At 67.3% G+C, this 14,430-nt stretch carries 16 protein-coding genes; 14 read left to right on the top strand and 2 right to left on the bottom strand.

Annotation, left to right across the window (positions count from 1 at the left end; all coding sequences use genetic code 11):
- Window positions 1-102 precede the first annotated feature (102 nt).
- A complete protein-coding gene (locus DIE13_RS17700; RefSeq protein ID WP_124828375.1) occupies window positions 103-1,251 on the top strand; it encodes a metallophosphoesterase in 1,149 nt (382 codons plus the stop codon).
- Window positions 1,252-1,257: 6 nt separating this feature from the next.
- Here the strand turns inward: DIE13_RS17700 and DIE13_RS17695 are convergent, their stop codons facing one another.
- Window positions 1,258-1,860: a malonic semialdehyde reductase gene (locus tag DIE13_RS17695; protein ID WP_124828374.1), complete on the bottom strand. Its 603-nt coding sequence runs from the start codon at window positions 1,858-1,860 to the stop codon at window positions 1,258-1,260.
- A gap of 241 nt (window positions 1,861-2,101) precedes the next feature.
- On the opposite strand from DIE13_RS17695, the gene DIE13_RS17690 reads away from it, so the two are divergent.
- From DIE13_RS17690 to DIE13_RS17680, 3 genes are all read left to right on the top strand, one after another.
- Window positions 2,102-2,698 (top strand): alpha-ketoglutarate-dependent dioxygenase AlkB, encoded by a 597-nt coding sequence (locus DIE13_RS17690; RefSeq protein ID WP_124828373.1) that lies wholly within the window; start codon window positions 2,102-2,104, stop codon window positions 2,696-2,698.
- A gap of 331 nt (window positions 2,699-3,029) precedes the next feature.
- On the top strand, window positions 3,030-3,236 hold the full coding sequence (locus DIE13_RS17685) for a hypothetical protein (RefSeq protein ID WP_124828372.1): 207 nt from the start codon (window positions 3,030-3,032) through the stop codon (window positions 3,234-3,236).
- A 397-nt stretch (window positions 3,237-3,633) separates the two neighbouring features.
- Window positions 3,634-4,590, top strand: a complete 957-nt coding sequence (locus DIE13_RS17680; protein WP_124828371.1) for an IclR family transcriptional regulator — start codon at window positions 3,634-3,636, stop codon at window positions 4,588-4,590.
- 100 nt (window positions 4,591-4,690) lie between these two features.
- Here the strand turns inward: DIE13_RS17680 and DIE13_RS17675 are convergent, their stop codons facing one another.
- On the bottom strand, window positions 4,691-5,770 hold the full coding sequence (locus DIE13_RS17675) for a porin (RefSeq protein ID WP_124828370.1): 1,080 nt from the start codon (window positions 5,768-5,770) through the stop codon (window positions 4,691-4,693).
- A 447-nt stretch (window positions 5,771-6,217) separates the two neighbouring features.
- On the opposite strand from DIE13_RS17675, the gene DIE13_RS17670 reads away from it, so the two are divergent.
- The 10 genes from DIE13_RS17670 to DIE13_RS17625 are packed head-to-tail and all read left to right on the top strand — an operon-like array spanning window position 6,218 to window position 14,356.
- Window positions 6,218-6,535: a non-heme iron oxygenase ferredoxin subunit gene (locus tag DIE13_RS17670; RefSeq protein ID WP_014898924.1), complete on the top strand. Its 318-nt coding sequence runs from the start codon at window positions 6,218-6,220 to the stop codon at window positions 6,533-6,535.
- A 1-nt stretch (window position 6,536) separates the two neighbouring features.
- Complete coding sequence (locus DIE13_RS17665; RefSeq protein WP_124828369.1) at window positions 6,537-6,848, top strand: recombinase-like helix-turn-helix domain-containing protein; 312 nt, start codon at window positions 6,537-6,539, stop codon at window positions 6,846-6,848.
- A gap of 54 nt (window positions 6,849-6,902) precedes the next feature.
- Window positions 6,903-7,973: an aromatic ring-hydroxylating dioxygenase subunit alpha gene (locus tag DIE13_RS17660; RefSeq protein ID WP_124828368.1), complete on the top strand. Its 1,071-nt coding sequence runs from the start codon at window positions 6,903-6,905 to the stop codon at window positions 7,971-7,973.
- Entirely contained in the window at window positions 7,966-8,736 is a 771-nt protein-coding gene (locus tag DIE13_RS17655; protein WP_124828367.1) for an SDR family oxidoreductase, read from the top strand. Before DIE13_RS17660 ends, DIE13_RS17655 begins: the two co-directional genes overlap by 8 nt.
- A 34-nt stretch (window positions 8,737-8,770) precedes the next feature.
- Window positions 8,771-9,298: a cupin domain-containing protein gene (locus DIE13_RS17650; RefSeq protein ID WP_124828366.1), complete on the top strand. Its 528-nt coding sequence runs from the start codon at window positions 8,771-8,773 to the stop codon at window positions 9,296-9,298.
- An 18-nt stretch (window positions 9,299-9,316) separates the two neighbouring features.
- Window positions 9,317-10,213: an alpha/beta fold hydrolase gene (locus DIE13_RS17645; RefSeq protein ID WP_124828365.1), complete on the top strand. Its 897-nt coding sequence runs from the start codon at window positions 9,317-9,319 to the stop codon at window positions 10,211-10,213.
- The gene (locus DIE13_RS17640) at window positions 10,210-11,067 is read left to right on the top strand and encodes an IclR family transcriptional regulator (protein ID WP_124828364.1); all 858 of its coding nucleotides are present in this window, start codon (window positions 10,210-10,212) and stop codon (window positions 11,065-11,067) included. The genes DIE13_RS17645 and DIE13_RS17640 overlap by 4 nt, the downstream gene beginning before the upstream one ends.
- Window positions 11,064-11,861 (top strand): SDR family oxidoreductase, encoded by a 798-nt coding sequence (locus DIE13_RS17635; RefSeq protein WP_124828363.1) that lies wholly within the window; start codon window positions 11,064-11,066, stop codon window positions 11,859-11,861. The genes DIE13_RS17640 and DIE13_RS17635 overlap by 4 nt, the downstream gene beginning before the upstream one ends.
- Window positions 11,854-13,524 carry a thiamine pyrophosphate-binding protein gene (locus tag DIE13_RS17630; RefSeq protein WP_124828362.1) on the top strand — a complete coding sequence of 557 codons (1,671 nt, stop codon included), beginning with the start codon at window positions 11,854-11,856 and terminating at the stop codon, window positions 13,522-13,524. Before DIE13_RS17635 ends, DIE13_RS17630 begins: the two co-directional genes overlap by 8 nt.
- The gene (locus DIE13_RS17625) at window positions 13,517-14,356 is read left to right on the top strand and encodes an aspartate dehydrogenase (RefSeq protein WP_124828361.1); all 840 of its coding nucleotides are present in this window, start codon (window positions 13,517-13,519) and stop codon (window positions 14,354-14,356) included. Before DIE13_RS17630 ends, DIE13_RS17625 begins: the two co-directional genes overlap by 8 nt.
- Window positions 14,357-14,430 lie beyond the last annotated feature (74 nt).

The raw sequence follows: 14,430 nt of genomic DNA, 5'->3' as shown, positions 1-14,430 counted from the left end.
AGGTGCGCCGCGCGGCGCGGAGCGGAGCCCGGCGACACGCGATGCCACGGCCCTGCTCGCCGCGCAGCGCGGAAGCGGTATCGCCACGAGGATGAGTGTTCCATGCGCAGTTTCTTTGTCCGGTTCATTGCAATCGGCGTGCTGTTCCATCTGTATGTCGGGCTGCGGATCATTCCCGACGCGTTCGCGTCGCCGCTCGCGCGCACGGTCGCGGCGCTGGTGCTGGCGAGCTTCGTCGTGCTGATCCCGGTCGGGATGTTCTCGCGCCGCTTCGACGAAGGCTGGGCCGCGACGCTGGTCGGCTGGGCCGGCTCGCTCGTGATGGGGTTCTTCTCGTCGCTGCTCGTGCTGACCCTCCTGCGCGAACTGGTGCTGCTCGGCGTGCTCGCCTGGCGGTATCTCGGACATGACGGCGCGTGGAGCGGCGCGGCATCCGACACGGCGCTCGCCGTGCTGGCAGGCGCGGTGCTGGTCAGCGCGATCGGTTTCGTCGGTGCGCGCCGCACCGCGGCGGTCAAGCGCGTGTCGATTCCGGTCGACGGGCTGCCGGCCGCGCTCGACGGGATGACGATCGTGCAACTGTCGGATATTCACGTCGGGCCGACGATCAAGCGGCCTTATATCGAGCGGATCGTGCGGGCGGTCAATGCGCTGAATGCGGATCTCGTCGTCGTGACGGGCGACGTGGTCGACGGTTCGGTCAAGCGCCTGCGCGAACACACGGCGCCGCTCGGCCGCATGCAGTCGCGCCACGGCAGCTTTCTCGTGACGGGCAACCACGAGTACTACGCTGGCGCGCACGCGTGGATCGGCGAGTTCCGGCGCATCGGCTTGAAGGTGCTGCTCAACGAGCACGTGGTGATCGAGCACGACGGTGCGCGCGCGGTGCTCGCGGGCGTCACCGATTTCACGGCGGGCGGGTTCGATCCCGCGCATCGCAGCGACCCCGAGCAGGCGCTCGCGGGCGCGCCGCACGACGTTGCCACGAAGATCCTGCTTGCGCACCAGCCGCGCAGCGCGGAAGCGGCGAGCCGGGCCGGTTTCTCGATCCAGCTGTCAGGCCATACGCACGGCGGCCAATTCCTGCCGTGGCCGCCGTTCGTGCGCCTGCAGCAGCCCGTGATCGGCGGGCTGAACCGGTTCGGCGCGATGTGGCTCTATACCAGCCGCGGCACCGGTTACTGGGGGCCGCCAAACCGCTTCGGCGTGCCGTCCGAGATCACGCTGATCCGTCTGGCACGCGGCCGGTAGAGCACGTCAGACGATGCGCGCGATATCGTCGAAATCGACGCGCGGGCTACGCGGGAACAGGCCCGCGGGGTCGCCGTAGCCCGGATTCACGAGGAAGTTGGTGGGGATCGAGGTGCCCGCGAAGAATTCGGCATCGACCTTCGCGGCGTCGAAGCCCGACATCGGGCCCGCATCGAGGCCGAGCGCACGCGCGGCGACGATTAGGTATGCGCCCCGCAGCAATGAATTGCGGAATGCGGTGGCTTCGATCAGCGCGTCGTTGCCGGCGAACCAGCTGCGCGCGTCGGCGTGCGGGAACAGGCGCGGCAGGTGCTCGTGGAACGCGAAGTCCATGCCGACGATCACGGCGACGATCACGGCCATCGTCTTCGCGAGATTGCCTTCGGACAGCGCGGGCTTCAGGCGCGCCTTCGCTTCGGGCGACTTGACGAACACGAAGCGAGCGGGGCTCGCGTTCGCCGACGTCGGGCCGAATTTCGTCAGGTCGATCAGCCGGTGCAGCAGCGCGTCGTCGACGGATTTGTCCTGCCACGCGTTGTGCGTGCGCGCCGTGAGGAACAGTTGGTCGAGGGCGGAATCGGGGAGCGTCGTGGTGGGTCCGGGAAGCATTCGGCCGGATCGCGCCGGCGGGTATGGCGGAAGAAGGTCGCGCCCCGGATAAGGGCGCGCTGTGGCAGGCCATCGATGATGGCGTGGTGCGCGAAAACGCATCGGCTACGCGACCGGCGATTGGCGTTGCGCGCGCGAGCGTGTCACGCGCCGGAACGACAGCGCATGGCGGCGCGCGTCGCCGTTGGCTACCATGCAGACATGGTTCGATTGCACCGTTCATTTTCTGTCCGATCCCGACATGTCGACGCCCGATCTCTTTGCCGATACGCCCACGCCCGACGTGGACTGGTACCCGGACTGGCTCGCGCCGGCCGATGCCGATCGCGTGCTGGCCGCGCTGCTCGACGAAGTCGTGTGGCGGCAGGACACGATCCGCACGCCGCGCGGCCGCATTCCGCTGCCTCGGCTCACCGCGTGGCAGGGCGAGCCCGATGCCGTCTACGTGTATTCGGGGATCCGCAACGTGCCTGCGCCGTGGACGCCGGCCGTTCGAGACCTGAAGCGTGCGGTCGAGACGACGTGCGGCGCGGGTTTCAATAGCGTATTGCTCAATCGCTATCGCAATGGGCAGGACGGCCTCGGCTGGCATGCGGACAACGAGCCGGAGCTCGGCGACGCGCCGGTGATCGCATCGGTGAGCCTCGGCGCGATGCGCGTGTTCGACTTGCGCCATCGTGCGACCGGCGTCGTGCATGCGTACCGGCTGACGCACGGCAGCCTGCTGGTGATGCGCGGCCGCACGCAGGCCGAATGGCAGCACCGCGTGCCCAAGGCGCCGGCCGTGCAGGGCGAGCGTGTCAACCTGACGTTCCGGCGCGTGATATCGGCGGGGTGAACTGCGCCCCATGCCGGCAGGCGAGCTTCAGTCGGGTCGTCCGATCATGCCCCGTTTTTCGGTCAATATATGCAATCGCCGCGTCCATGCGGCACGTTGCCGCACGGGAGGCGCACCGTCCGCCGGCCATGTGTCCGGGAGGCTTGTCGCATATGGGTTTCGGGTGGTTTCGATCGACCGCCTGGTTCCAATAGGCAGGTGAAAGCCCTGATGGTGCGTCGCAACATTTATTGACTAGACTAGCGAATGGCTGAAACGCGCCGCAAGCCGGCGCATCTTTTTGACATGCCCGAGCGCCGCCGATGCGACGCGCAGGGCAGGAGCACAACCCGTGACCGTACTGGACTCATCCCTCGAACCCTCGCTGCACGTCTTCGAACAAGACGGTGGATGGCAATGGGCGCTGACGGTGACACGTGCGTCCGGCGTCGGTGTAAAAGTCGTCGCATTCAGCACGGACGGCTTCCGCGGCGAAGCGGAGGCATACGCCGCCGGCCGGCTCGCCCGCGCCGAATATGACGACGCCGTAACGGCCTGACGCCGTCGCGCGCCGATCCCGCTCGCGGATCGGCGCGGCCGTTCGTTTCTCCACGGTTCTCCACGTTTTCCCGCTCGTTTTCTGCCCGTGCATCGACCGCCGCTACGCGATGCGCTATCCCGCACCGGATGCACGCGTATCGGCGGAATGTGCGTCGCGCATTGCCGCAGACCGCCGTCCCCCCGGCGACGTTCCGATGGGCAGCCCCGTCTATCGCTGTTATTCTTCCGATCGCATCAGGCTATATGACAGTCCGGCTGGCCGGTCGGATGCGCCGGGCCGTCGGCCGCCCGCGCCGGATCGTGTTGATCCGGTCCGGTCGAAAATCCATAATCAAGCATTGCGGGGCTTTCGTGAACGCTTCCATTCCGTCCATGTGCGCAGGGTCAATTCAACGATGAGCGGTGCACCGAAACCGCCGGCGAAGCCGGCCAGCGCGCCGCGCGCGACAGCCAGCGACGACGCCAGCCACGACGCCAGCCACGACGCGTCGAAGCAGGCCGCGGGTGACGACGAATCGTCCGGGGGCGGGTCGTCGTATCTGGTGCCGGGGCTTGAACGCGGGCTGCGGATCCTCGCGGAATTCTCCGCGCGCGAGCCGGTGCTCGGCGCGCCCGAACTGTCGAAGCGCATCGGCATCCCGCGCACGACGACCTTCCGCCTGCTGCAGACGCTCGAAGCGCTCGGCTTTCTCGAGCGCGTGAACGGCGATCGCTACTTCCGGCTCGGCGTCGGCGTGCTGCGGCTCGGCTTCGAATACCTGAATTCGCTCGAACTGACCGATCTCGGCGCCCCCGTGCTCGAACGGCTGCGCGACGCGACGGGCCTGTCGACGCACCTGCTGATCCGCGACCAGCGCGATGTCGTGTTCGTCGCGAAGGCGCAGAGCAACACGTCGATGTTCGGTTCGGTGAAGGTGCACGTCGGCACGCGACTGCCCGCGCATGCGACCGTGCACGGCCACGTGCTGATGGGCGACCTCACGCGCGATGCGCTGCGCCAGCTCTACCCGGAAAAGCGCCTCGAACAGTTCACCGAGCGCACGCCGGGCACTGTCGACGAGCTGTACGAACGTGTGCGTCATTACGCGCGGCTTGGCTACGCGGTCAGCGAGGCCGCGTTCGAAAGCGGGATCTCGGCCGTGACCGCGCCCGTGCGCGACCATTCGGGCGGGATCGTCGCGGCGATCACGGCGACGGTGCCGCGCTCGGAAATCGGCGAGGCCGGCGAGAAGGAACGTCTCGTCGAAGCGGTGTGCGGTGCCGCGGTCGACCTGTCGCAGCGGCTGAACTATCGGCCGCTCGAAAGCGATCCGACGTTCGCGCATGCGCGCCACCGCGTCGCGATGTTCTGACCGGTCGCGCGGCTTCGCCGATAGCCAATGAAAAAGAGCAGCCCGCGGGCTGCTCTTTTCGTTTCCGGTGCCGGGCGCGGAGCCTGGCATCCGGCACCGTTCAGAACGAGTGGTGAATGCCGGTCAGCACGATCACCTGGTTCGCGGTGCTCGATACGCCGGCCGTGAAGAACGATGCATTCGCACCGCCCGAGCCGTGTTCGTACAGCACGTTCGCGTAGAGCTGCGTGCGCTTGGACAGTGCGTAGATGTCGCCGAGCTCGACCTGCGTCCAGCGGCGGCCGGCCAGCGTCGTCGTTGCCGCGCCGCCCGCGATCGTATTGAACGCGCTGCTCTGGTAGTTCACGCCCGCGTCGTAGCTCTGGAACGTGTCGGAGTAGCCGTTCGACTGCATCTTCACGCGCGTGTAGAGGCCGTGCAGCAGGAAGTCGCCGAACCGGTACGACGCGCCCGCGCCGATGTTCTCGACCTTGTTCGCGATGTAGCCGTTCGCGGTGTTCTGCCCCTGGAACGATGCGATGCCCGTCTGGCTGATCAGGATCGAGCGGTCGTGCTCGTTCGAGTAGACGGCCGACGCCTTGAACGGCCCGTTCGCGTAGTTCAGCGCGACGCCGACCGACTTGCCGGTCGAGAAGTTCGTCGTGTTGCCGAGCGCCATCGTCGCGGCGGCCGAGAAGCCCGCGAAGTCCGGCGAACGGTACTTGACCGAGTTGTTGTACGGCACGTTGCCGGTCGCGGCGAGCCCGTCGATGTTGCCCGGGTGGAACGCATACCAGCTCATCGCGAGGTAGGCCGTGCTGAGCGGATCGAGATAGTCGAACGTCAGCGGCGTCTGGCGGCCGAGCGTCAGCGTGCCGTAGCGATCCGAACTGAGGCCGACGAACGCCGCGCGGTTCCAGATCGTGTTCGCGGTCGCGAGCTGGCCGTTGTTCGTATAGAAGCCGTTTTCGAGCTGGAAGATCGCCGCCAGGCCGCCGCCGAGGTCTTCCTTGCCTTTCAGGCCCCATCGGTCGGGCTGCGTGTTGCCCTGGATCATCGCCCATTTTGCGTGACCGCCGACGTTGTTCACGTACGCGACGCCGGCATCCAGGCTGCCGTACAGCACCACGCTGCTCTGCGCCGATGCGCCCGACATGACGCCCATTCCGATGACTGCTGCTGCTACCGCATGCTTGACCATTTGATCTCCTGATTCTCCGAACCTGATGAAAGGTGCCGCGACGGCGGACGCGGGGACGGCCGGCCATCACGCGTTCTTCACCACCTGGCGGGCATTTTTTGTGTTCCATATAAGGAACAGTGTGCCTCTGATGGAATGAAGTATAGGGGCGTCGTGGATGTGATCAAAAATAAATTTATCGGGACGGATGCATCCGACGCCACCGCGCAACACGGGGGCTGGCGTTCCGAAAAAGACGCTTAAATCCCTGCTGTAAAACAAAAATCCCCGTCCGATCAGGGGCACGACGACGCTCGCCGATCCTGCGGTCGGTGTTTTCCCTAGGGCATGCAGCTTTTTGTTTTACTCGCGGAAAGTCACTCCTATAATCACCATCCATAAACTGCTGTTCCGGATATGGAACAAATCCGGGGCAAACCCAGAGTCGATCAGAAGGAAGGGTGTGAGATGTCTGAACAATGGATTTGTGCCGGGCACGCCGGCGCGCTGTCGGAAGACACGCCGATCGAGTTCAAGCGGACCGACGGCGTCGAAATCGGGATCTACCGCGTCGGCGACGAGGTGTATGCGCTGGAGAACGTGTGCCCGCATGCATACGCGCTGCTGACGCAGGGCTTCGTCGACGAGGGCACCGTCGAATGCCCGCTGCATGAAGCCGTGTTCGACATCAAGACGGGCGAATGCCTGAAGGGCCCGGGCGGGCGCGCGCTGAAGCAGTACGCGGTGCGCCTGGCCGGTGAGGAAATCCAGATCAAGGTGGAATGACATGAAAGAAGCGACCGTCAACTTCAATCCCTTCCTGAAGCCGTGGGTGGCGCCGCAGCCGAACAACGTCGCGGGCAAGGGGCAGATCGAAATCCCGGGGCAGGTCGAGAACTGCGTGTGGCAGAACCGCAAGGCCGAGCCGACGCAGTACGAGAACGATCTCGGCGATGCGCTCGAACGCGTGTTCGAGAGCGGCGCGACCGAACTGGACGATGTCGTCGCGGGCCTGAACCGCATCGGCTTTCGCGCACCGGACGGCACGGTCTGGACGCCTGAGCGTTTCCGCGCCGAAATGGCCTCGCTGGCGGAATGAGCGCGCTTGCCGCGTGACCGCCGACCCGACGACAACCGCATCCGGAGCACACTGATGACGTCCCCCGCACAATACGAAGTCCAACACGACCCGATCCGCGACTACCTCGATCGCGGCATCAAGAACTACTGGTATCCCGTCGCTCCGAGCTGGCAGGTGTCGAACGCGCCCGTTGGCCTCACGCGCCTGTCCGAGCAGATCGTGCTGTGGCGCGATCACGAGGGCAAAGTCCACGCGCTGGAAGATCGCTGCCCGCACCGCGGCGCGCGCCTGTCGCTCGGCTGGAACCTCGGCGGCAACATCGCGTGCTGGTATCACGGCATCGAAGTCGACGGCGGCGGTACGGTCAGCCGTGTGCCGGCGGTGTCGAACTGTCCGCTCGAAGGCACGAAGTGCGTGAAGTCGTATCCGGTCGAAGAGAAGGCCGGCGCGATCTTCCTGTGGTTCGGCGACGAAGCGCACGGCGAGCCGGCGCCGCTGAACCTGCCGGAAGAACTGGTAGCCGACGAGTACGGCCACTTCCTGTGCGTGTCGAACTGGAAGTGCAATTACCAGTACGCGATCGACAACGTGATGGACCCGATGCACGGTGCGTATCTGCACGCGACTTCGCATTCGATGGCCGAAGGCGACAAGCAGGCCGACATGCGCGTGCGCAAGACGGAAACGGGCCTGATGTTCGAGAAGATCGGCCAGCGCGACGTGAACTTCGACTGGGTCGAACTCGGCGAAACCGGCTGCCTGTGGATGCGCCTCGCGATTCCGTACAAGCAGAAGTTCGGCCCGGGCGGCAACTTCGGGATCATCGGCTTCGCGACGCCGGTCGACGGCGACAACTGCCAGGTCTATTTCTGGCGTACCCGCAAGGTCAGCGGCTGGCAGCGCGACGTGTGGCGCTTCATGTACCGCAACCGCCTCGAGGGCCTGCACTGGGACGTGCTCGAGCAGGACCGCTACGTCCTCGAAAGCCTCGCGCCGCAAGCACGCGATCACGAATACCTGTACCAGCACGACGTCGGCATCACGCGCGTGCGCCGGATGCTGCGCCAGCGCGCGCAGGAACACCTGGCCGCGCTCGACGCGCACCGCGCGGCGCACGCCGCGGCGGAGCCGGCACATGGCTGAGTTCGCACCGGTCGTGTCGCTGCCGGGGCGCCGCGTGCTCGTGACGGGCGGCGCGCGTGGTCTCGGCGCGGCATTCGTGAAGGCGCTGGTCGAAGCGGGCGCGCAGGTCGCGTTCGGCGACGTGCTCGTCGAAGAGGGCCGTGCGCTGGCCGCGCAGCTCACGGAAGCCGGCCATGCCGCGCATTTCTTCACGCTCGACCTGGCCGATCCGGCGAGCATCGATGCGTTCGTCGCGCTGGGCGCCGCGGCGCTCGGCGGCATCGACGCGCTGATCAACAACGCGGCGATCACCAACTCGGGCGGCAAGCTGTCGACGGAACTCGACGTGTCGACCTGGGATGCCGTGATGAACGTGAACGTGCGCGGCGTGTGGCTCGTCAGCAATGCGGCGCTGCCGCACCTCGCGAAGTCGGGCCGCGGCGCGATCGTGAACCTCGCATCGGATACCGCGCTGTGGGGCGCGCCGAAGCTGCTCGCGTACGTCGCCAGCAAGGGCGCCGTGATCGCGATGACGCATGCGCAGGCGCGCGAGTTCGGTGCGCACGGCGTGACGGTCAACGCGATCGCGCCGGGGCTCACCGAAGTCGAGGCGACGGCCTACGTGCCGGCCGAACGCCACGCGTTCTACATGCAGGGCCGCGCGCTCACGCGTGCGCAGGTGCCGGCGGACGTGACGGGCCCGGTGCTGTTCCTGCTGTCGGACGGCGCGCGCTTCGTAACGGGCCAGCTGCTGCCGGTGAACGGCGGCTTCGTAATGAATTGAATTGTAGTTTTCACTCGGAATGAAGGAGAGGACGATGGCGGACGCAGATTTCGAACGCAAGTCGTGGGACCAGCCGGAAGACGCAAGCTTCGGCGACTGGATGGAAGGACGCGTCGCGCGCTACGCAACGCGGCGCTACGACTGGGACGCACTGAAGTTCCAGGCCGACTACGACCCGAAGTACCGTCGTGCGCAGATGCGCTACGTCGGCACGGGCGGCACGGGCGTCGCGAAGGACGTCAACACGGTGCCGGCCGGCAACTTCACGTTCTCGACGATGGTCATCCCGGCCGGCAACATCGGCCCGAGCCACATCCACATCGACGTCGAGGAAATCTTCTTCGTGCTGCGCGGCAAGATGAAGGTGATCTGCGAGCGCGACGGCGAGACCTGGGAAGCGATCCTCGGCGAGCGTGACCTGATCTCGGTGCCGCCGGGCGTGTATCGCACGGAAATCAACATCGGCGAGGAAGATGCGCTGATGTGCGTGATGCTCGGGTCGCCGAAGCCCATCACGCCGACGTATCCGCCGGATTCGCCGCTCGCGAAGATCAAGCGCTGAGACGGAGCGGAGCCAGCAATGAGTGTCATCGACAAACGTGAACGCGACCGCACCGCGGCGTTCGCCACGCTGCTCGGGCAGTTTCCCGAACAGCGCTGCGAGGCCGGCGCGGCGGGCACGATCGGTTATCGCGAGGCCGGCGCGCAGCATGCGGGCCACGCGTTGCCCGTCGTGCTGCTGCACGGGATCGGCTCGGGCGCCGCATCGTGGGTGCGCCAGCTCGACACGCTCGGCGCGTCGCGGCGCGTGCTTGCGTGGGATGCGCCGGGCTACGGCGTATCGACGCCCGTGCACGGCGCATCGCCGGCGGCTGCCGACTACGCGGCGTCGCTGAACGCGTGGCTCGAGGCACTCGGCATCGAACGCTGCGTGCTGGTCGGGCATTCGCTCGGCGCGATCGTCGCGGGCGGCTTGTCCCGTGCGGTGCCCGCGCGGATCGCCGGCCTGCTGCTGATTTCGCCCGCGGGCGGCTACGGCAGCGCGCCTGCGCAAACGCGCGACACGCGCCGCGACGCGCGCCTCGCGATGCTCGAGGAACTCGGCCCGGCCGGGCTCGCCGAGCAGCGCAGCGGCAACATGCTGTCCGGTTTCGCGAGCGACGAAGCGCGTGCATGGGTGCGCTGGAACATGGCGCGCATCGTGCCGGCCGGCTATGCACAGGCCACGCATCTGCTCGCGAACGCCGATCTCGCTTCCGATCTCGCCGGCTTTCGCGGCCGCACGGCGGTGGCGGTCGGCGCGAACGACGCGATCACGCCGCCGGCTGCATGCGAGCGCATCGCCGCGGTCGCGCACGTCGGGCTGCAGGTGATTCCGCAGGCCGGTCATGCCGGTTACGTGGAGGCGCCGGCGGTCTATTCGTCGCTGATCGACGGCTTCTGCCGCCAATGCGATCGTCAGCGGGGGCTGGAATGAGCGAACCGTTGCAACAACAGGACGCGGAAAACGCGAAGTCCGAGGCCAACTACGTGGTGCCGGGCCTCGAACGCGGACTGCGGATCCTCGCCGAATTCTCGCCGCGCGAGCCGGTGCTCGGCGCACCGGAGCTGTCGAAGCGCCTCGGCATTCCTCGCACGACGGTGTTCCGGCTGCTGCAGACGCTCGAATCGCTCGGCTTCCTCGAGCGTGCGGACAAGGATCGCAATTACAAGCTCGGGATCGCCGTGCTGCGGCTCGGCTTCGAATACCTGAGCTCGCTGGAGCTGACCGATCTCGGCTTGCCGGTGATCGAGAGCCTGCGCGACGCAACCGGCTTCACGACGCACATCGTGATCCGCGACGGCCGCGACGTGGTGTTCGTCGCGAAGGCGCAGAGCCTGTCGCCGGTGTTCAGCTCGATTCGCGTGAATGTCGGCACGCGGCTGCCCGCGCATGCGACGACCCACGGCCACGTGCTGATGGGCGACCTGTCGCTGACGGAGCTGCGTGCGCTGTATCGGGAAGGCACGCTGAACCGGATGACGAGCGCGACGCCGGAGACGGTCGACGCGCTGTACGAAGTGATCCGCGAGGATGCGCTGCGCGGCTACGGCGTCAGCAATTCGTCGTTCGAGCGCGGGATCTCGGTGGTCACGGCGCCCGTGCGCAACGACACGCAGAAGATCGTCGCGTGCATCACGGTGACGGTGCCGCGCCCGGAGATCGACGCATCGCTGATCGCCGACGGGCTGATCGACAAGGTGCAGCGCGCGGCGGCGGAATTGTCACGGCGTCTCAATTACCGCTCGGATGACGAGCACACGTTTCTGAAGGCTTTAGGACTGCGATGATTCAGATCGATCTGACCGGGCAGGTGGCGGTGGTGACGGGCGGTTCGTCCGGCATCGGCCTCGCGACTGCCGAACGGTTCCTGCAGGCTGGCGCATCGGTCGCGATTTGCGGCCGCGACGGCGAACGCCTCGCACGCGCCGAGGCGATGCTCGGCGAAAGATATCCGGGTGCGCAACTGTTCGCCGTGCGCTGCAACGTGCTCGACGAAGCCGACGTGGCCGCGTTCGCGCAGGCCGTGTCCGACCGCTTCGGTCGCGCCGACATGCTGGTCAACAACGCGGGCCAGGGCCGCGTGTCGACCTTCGCCGACACGACCGACGACGCGTGGCGCGAAGAGCTCGAGCTCAAGTACTTCAGCATCATCCGACCGACGCGTGCGTTCCTGCCGCTGCTGCGCGACGCGGCCGCACCGTCGATCACCTGCGTGAACTCGCTGCTCGCGCTGCAGCCCGAACCGCACATGGTCGCGACGTCGTCGGCGCGTGCGGGTGTGCTGAGCCTGGTGAAGTCGCTCGCGACGGAACTGGCGCCGCAGCGCATCCGCGTGAACTCGATCCTGATCGGCATCGTCGAGTCGGGTCAGTGGCGCCGCCGCTACGAAGCGCAGGCGCAGGCCGGCGAAAGCTGGGAAGACTGGACGGGCGCGCTCGCCCGCAAGAAGAACATTCCGCTGAACCGCTTCGGCAAGCCCGACGAGGCTGCCTGGGCCCTTTTTTATCTTGCAACGCATCTGTCGTCCTATACGACGGGCAGCCATATCGACGTTTCTGGAGGTTTTGCACGCCATGTCTAAAAAAACCACGGTTGGCGAGCTGATTGCCGCCTTTCTCGAGCAGTGCGACGTCAAAACCGCATTCGGTGTCATCTCGATCCACAACATGCCGATCCTCGACGCGATCAACTCGCGCGGCAACATCCGTTATGTCGGCGCGCGCGGTGAAGCGGGCGCGGTGAACATGGCCGACGGCCTGGCCCGCGTGTCGGGCGGCCTGGGCGTCGCGTTCACGAGCACGGGCACGGCGGCGGGCAACGCAGCCGGCGCGATGGTCGAAGCGCTGACGGCCGGCACTGCGCTGCTGCACATCACGGGGCAGATCGAAACGCCGTATCTCGACCAGGACCTGGCATACATCCACGAAGCGCCCGACCAGCTGACGATGCTCGACGCGATCTCGAAGGCCGCGTTCCGCGTGCGCACGGTCGAAACCGTGCTGCCGACGATCCGCGAAGCGGTGCGCATCGCGCAGACCGCGCCGACGGGCCCCGTGTCGGTCGAGATTCCGATCGACATCCAGGCTGCCGAAATCGAATGGCCGGAAGACCTCGCGCCGGCGCACGTCGCGGTGCGCGAGCACGACGACGCACGCGTCGCGAAGCTCGCCGACGCACTGGCGGCCAAGCGCCGTCCGCTGCTGTGGCTCGGCGGCGGCGCGCGTCATGCGCGTGCGGAAGTCGAACGCCTGGTGAAGCTCGGCTTCGGTGTCGTGACGAGCGTGCAGGGCCGCGGCGTGCTGCCGGAAGATCACCCGGCGACGCTCGGCGCGTTCAACGTGCATGCGTCGGTCGAAGCGTTCTACAAGACCTGCGACGCCCTCGTCGTGGTCGGCTCGCGCCTGCGCGGCAACGAGACGCTGAAGTACAAGCTCGCGCTGCCGCAGCCGCTGTTCCGCATCGACGCCGATGCGCTCGCCGACAACCGCGGCTATCGCAACGAGCTGTTCGTGCACGGCGATTCGAAGCGCGTGCTGGCCGAGCTGGCCGACCGCCTCGAAGGCCGCCTGTCCGTCGATCCGGAATTCGCCGCCGATCTCGCCGCTGCGCGCGAGCAGGCCGTCGCGGACGTGTCGAAGGGCCTGGGGCCGTACAAGACGCTCGTCGACACGCTGCAGGCTGCAGTGGGCCGCGACTACAACTGGGTGCGCGACGTGACGATCTCGAACAGCACGTGGGGCAACCGCCTGCTGAAGATCTTCGAACCGCGCGCCGGCGTGCATGCGCTGGGCGGCGGCATCGGCCAGGGCATCCAGATGGGCATCGGCGCGGCGCTGGCCGGTTCGGCGGCGAAGACGGTGTGCCTCGTCGGCGATGGCGGCCTGATGGTCAACGTCGGCGAACTGGTGACGGCCGTGCAGGAAAACGCGAACGTGATGATCGTGCTGATGAACGATCAGTGCTATGGCGTGATCCGCAACATCCAGGACGCGCAGTATGGCGGCCGCCGCTGCTTCGTGCAGCTGCACCAGCCCGATTTCGCGCAGTTCTGCGCGAGCTTCGGCCTCACGCACTACCGGATCACGTCGCTCGACCAGGCGGAAGCGATCGTGCGCGAAGGGATCGCGAAGGAAGGGCCGGTGATGGTCGAAGTCGACATGCTGTCGGTCGGCTCGTTCGCATCGAACTTCGCGGGCCCGCCGGTCAAGAAGGAAGAAACGCCGTCGGAGCGGCAATATGCTTAACGGACGCCACCCGGGCCACGGACACGGGCATGCGCCCGTCGACGTCGCGATGATCGGCTTCGGTGCGATCGGCGCCGCGGTGTATCACGCGGTCGAGCACGATGCGTCGCTGCGGGTTGCGCACGTGATCGTGCCCGAGCACCAGCGAGCCGCGGTGCAGGACGCGCTCGGCGGCGCGGTGGAGGTCGTGTCGTCGGTCGACGCGCTGGCCCGCCGCCCCGAGTTCGCGCTCGAATGCGCGGGCCACAGCGCGCTCGTCGATCACGTCGTGCCGCTGCTGAAGGCCGGCACCGACTGCGCGGTCGCTTCGATCGGCGCGTTGTCCGATCTCGCGCTGCTCGACGTGCTGTCGCAGGCCGCCGACGAAGGCGACGCGACGCTCACGCTGCTGTCTGGCGCGATCGGCGGGATCGATGCGCTGGCGTCGGCGAAGCAGGGCGGCCTCGACGAGGTGCTGTACGTTGGCCGCAAGCCGCCGCTCGGCTGGCTCGGCACGCCGGCCGAGGCGCTGTGCGACCTGCGCGCGATGACCGAAGAGAAGGTGATCTTCGAAGGCACCGCGCGCGATGCCGCGCGGCTGTATCCGAAGAATGCGAATGTAGCGGCGACCGTCGCGCTCGCGGGCCTCGGCCTCGATGCGACGCGCGTGCGCCTGATCGCCGATCCGGCGGTCGCGCGCAACGTGCACCGCATCACCGCACGCGGCGCGTTCGGCGAGATGTCGCTCGAAATGAGCGGCAAGCCGTTGCCCGACAACCCGAAGACATCCGCGTTGACCGCGTACAGCGCGATCCGCGCGCTGCGCAATCGCGCGGCCCGCTGCGTGATCTGAGCGGGACGGCAGGCCAACCCGGCATTCGGGCCATTGAACGCCCGCCTGCGCCACGGCGCGGGCGGCTGCGCAGA

The sequence above is a fragment of the Burkholderia sp. Bp9016 genome, from assembly GCF_003857765.1.
In the GTDB taxonomy this organism is placed as follows: Bacteria; Pseudomonadota; Gammaproteobacteria; order Burkholderiales; family Burkholderiaceae; genus Burkholderia.
The sequence above is the reverse complement of the archived record's forward strand: the minus strand, read 5'-3'. Positions and strand labels throughout refer to the sequence as shown.

Coding starts and splice junctions, on each gene's coding strand:
- DIE13_RS17695 (WP_124828374.1), bottom strand. CDS start 1,860: ATGCTTCCCGGACCCACCACGACGCTCCCCGATTCCGCCCTCGACCAA.
- DIE13_RS17665 (WP_124828369.1), top strand. CDS start 6,537: ATGAAAGAAGCGACCGTCAACTTCAATCCCTTCCTGAAGCCGTGGGTG.
- DIE13_RS17635 (WP_124828363.1), top strand. CDS start 11,064: ATGATTCAGATCGATCTGACCGGGCAGGTGGCGGTGGTGACGGGCGGT.
- DIE13_RS17625 (WP_124828361.1), top strand. CDS start 13,517: ATGCTTAACGGACGCCACCCGGGCCACGGACACGGGCATGCGCCCGTC.
- DIE13_RS17675 (WP_124828370.1), bottom strand. CDS start 5,770: ATGGTCAAGCATGCGGTAGCAGCAGCAGTCATCGGAATGGGCGTCATG.
- DIE13_RS17660 (WP_124828368.1), top strand. CDS start 6,903: ATGACGTCCCCCGCACAATACGAAGTCCAACACGACCCGATCCGCGAC.
- DIE13_RS17680 (WP_124828371.1), top strand. CDS start 3,634: ATGAGCGGTGCACCGAAACCGCCGGCGAAGCCGGCCAGCGCGCCGCGC.
- DIE13_RS17645 (WP_124828365.1), top strand. CDS start 9,317: ATGAGTGTCATCGACAAACGTGAACGCGACCGCACCGCGGCGTTCGCC.
- DIE13_RS17700 (WP_124828375.1), top strand. CDS start 103: ATGCGCAGTTTCTTTGTCCGGTTCATTGCAATCGGCGTGCTGTTCCAT.
- DIE13_RS17690 (WP_124828373.1), top strand. CDS start 2,102: ATGTCGACGCCCGATCTCTTTGCCGATACGCCCACGCCCGACGTGGAC.
- DIE13_RS17640 (WP_124828364.1), top strand. CDS start 10,210: ATGAGCGAACCGTTGCAACAACAGGACGCGGAAAACGCGAAGTCCGAG.
- DIE13_RS17670 (WP_014898924.1), top strand. CDS start 6,218: ATGTCTGAACAATGGATTTGTGCCGGGCACGCCGGCGCGCTGTCGGAA.
- DIE13_RS17630 (WP_124828362.1), top strand. CDS start 11,854: ATGTCTAAAAAAACCACGGTTGGCGAGCTGATTGCCGCCTTTCTCGAG.
- DIE13_RS17650 (WP_124828366.1), top strand. CDS start 8,771: ATGGCGGACGCAGATTTCGAACGCAAGTCGTGGGACCAGCCGGAAGAC.
- DIE13_RS17655 (WP_124828367.1), top strand. CDS start 7,966: ATGGCTGAGTTCGCACCGGTCGTGTCGCTGCCGGGGCGCCGCGTGCTC.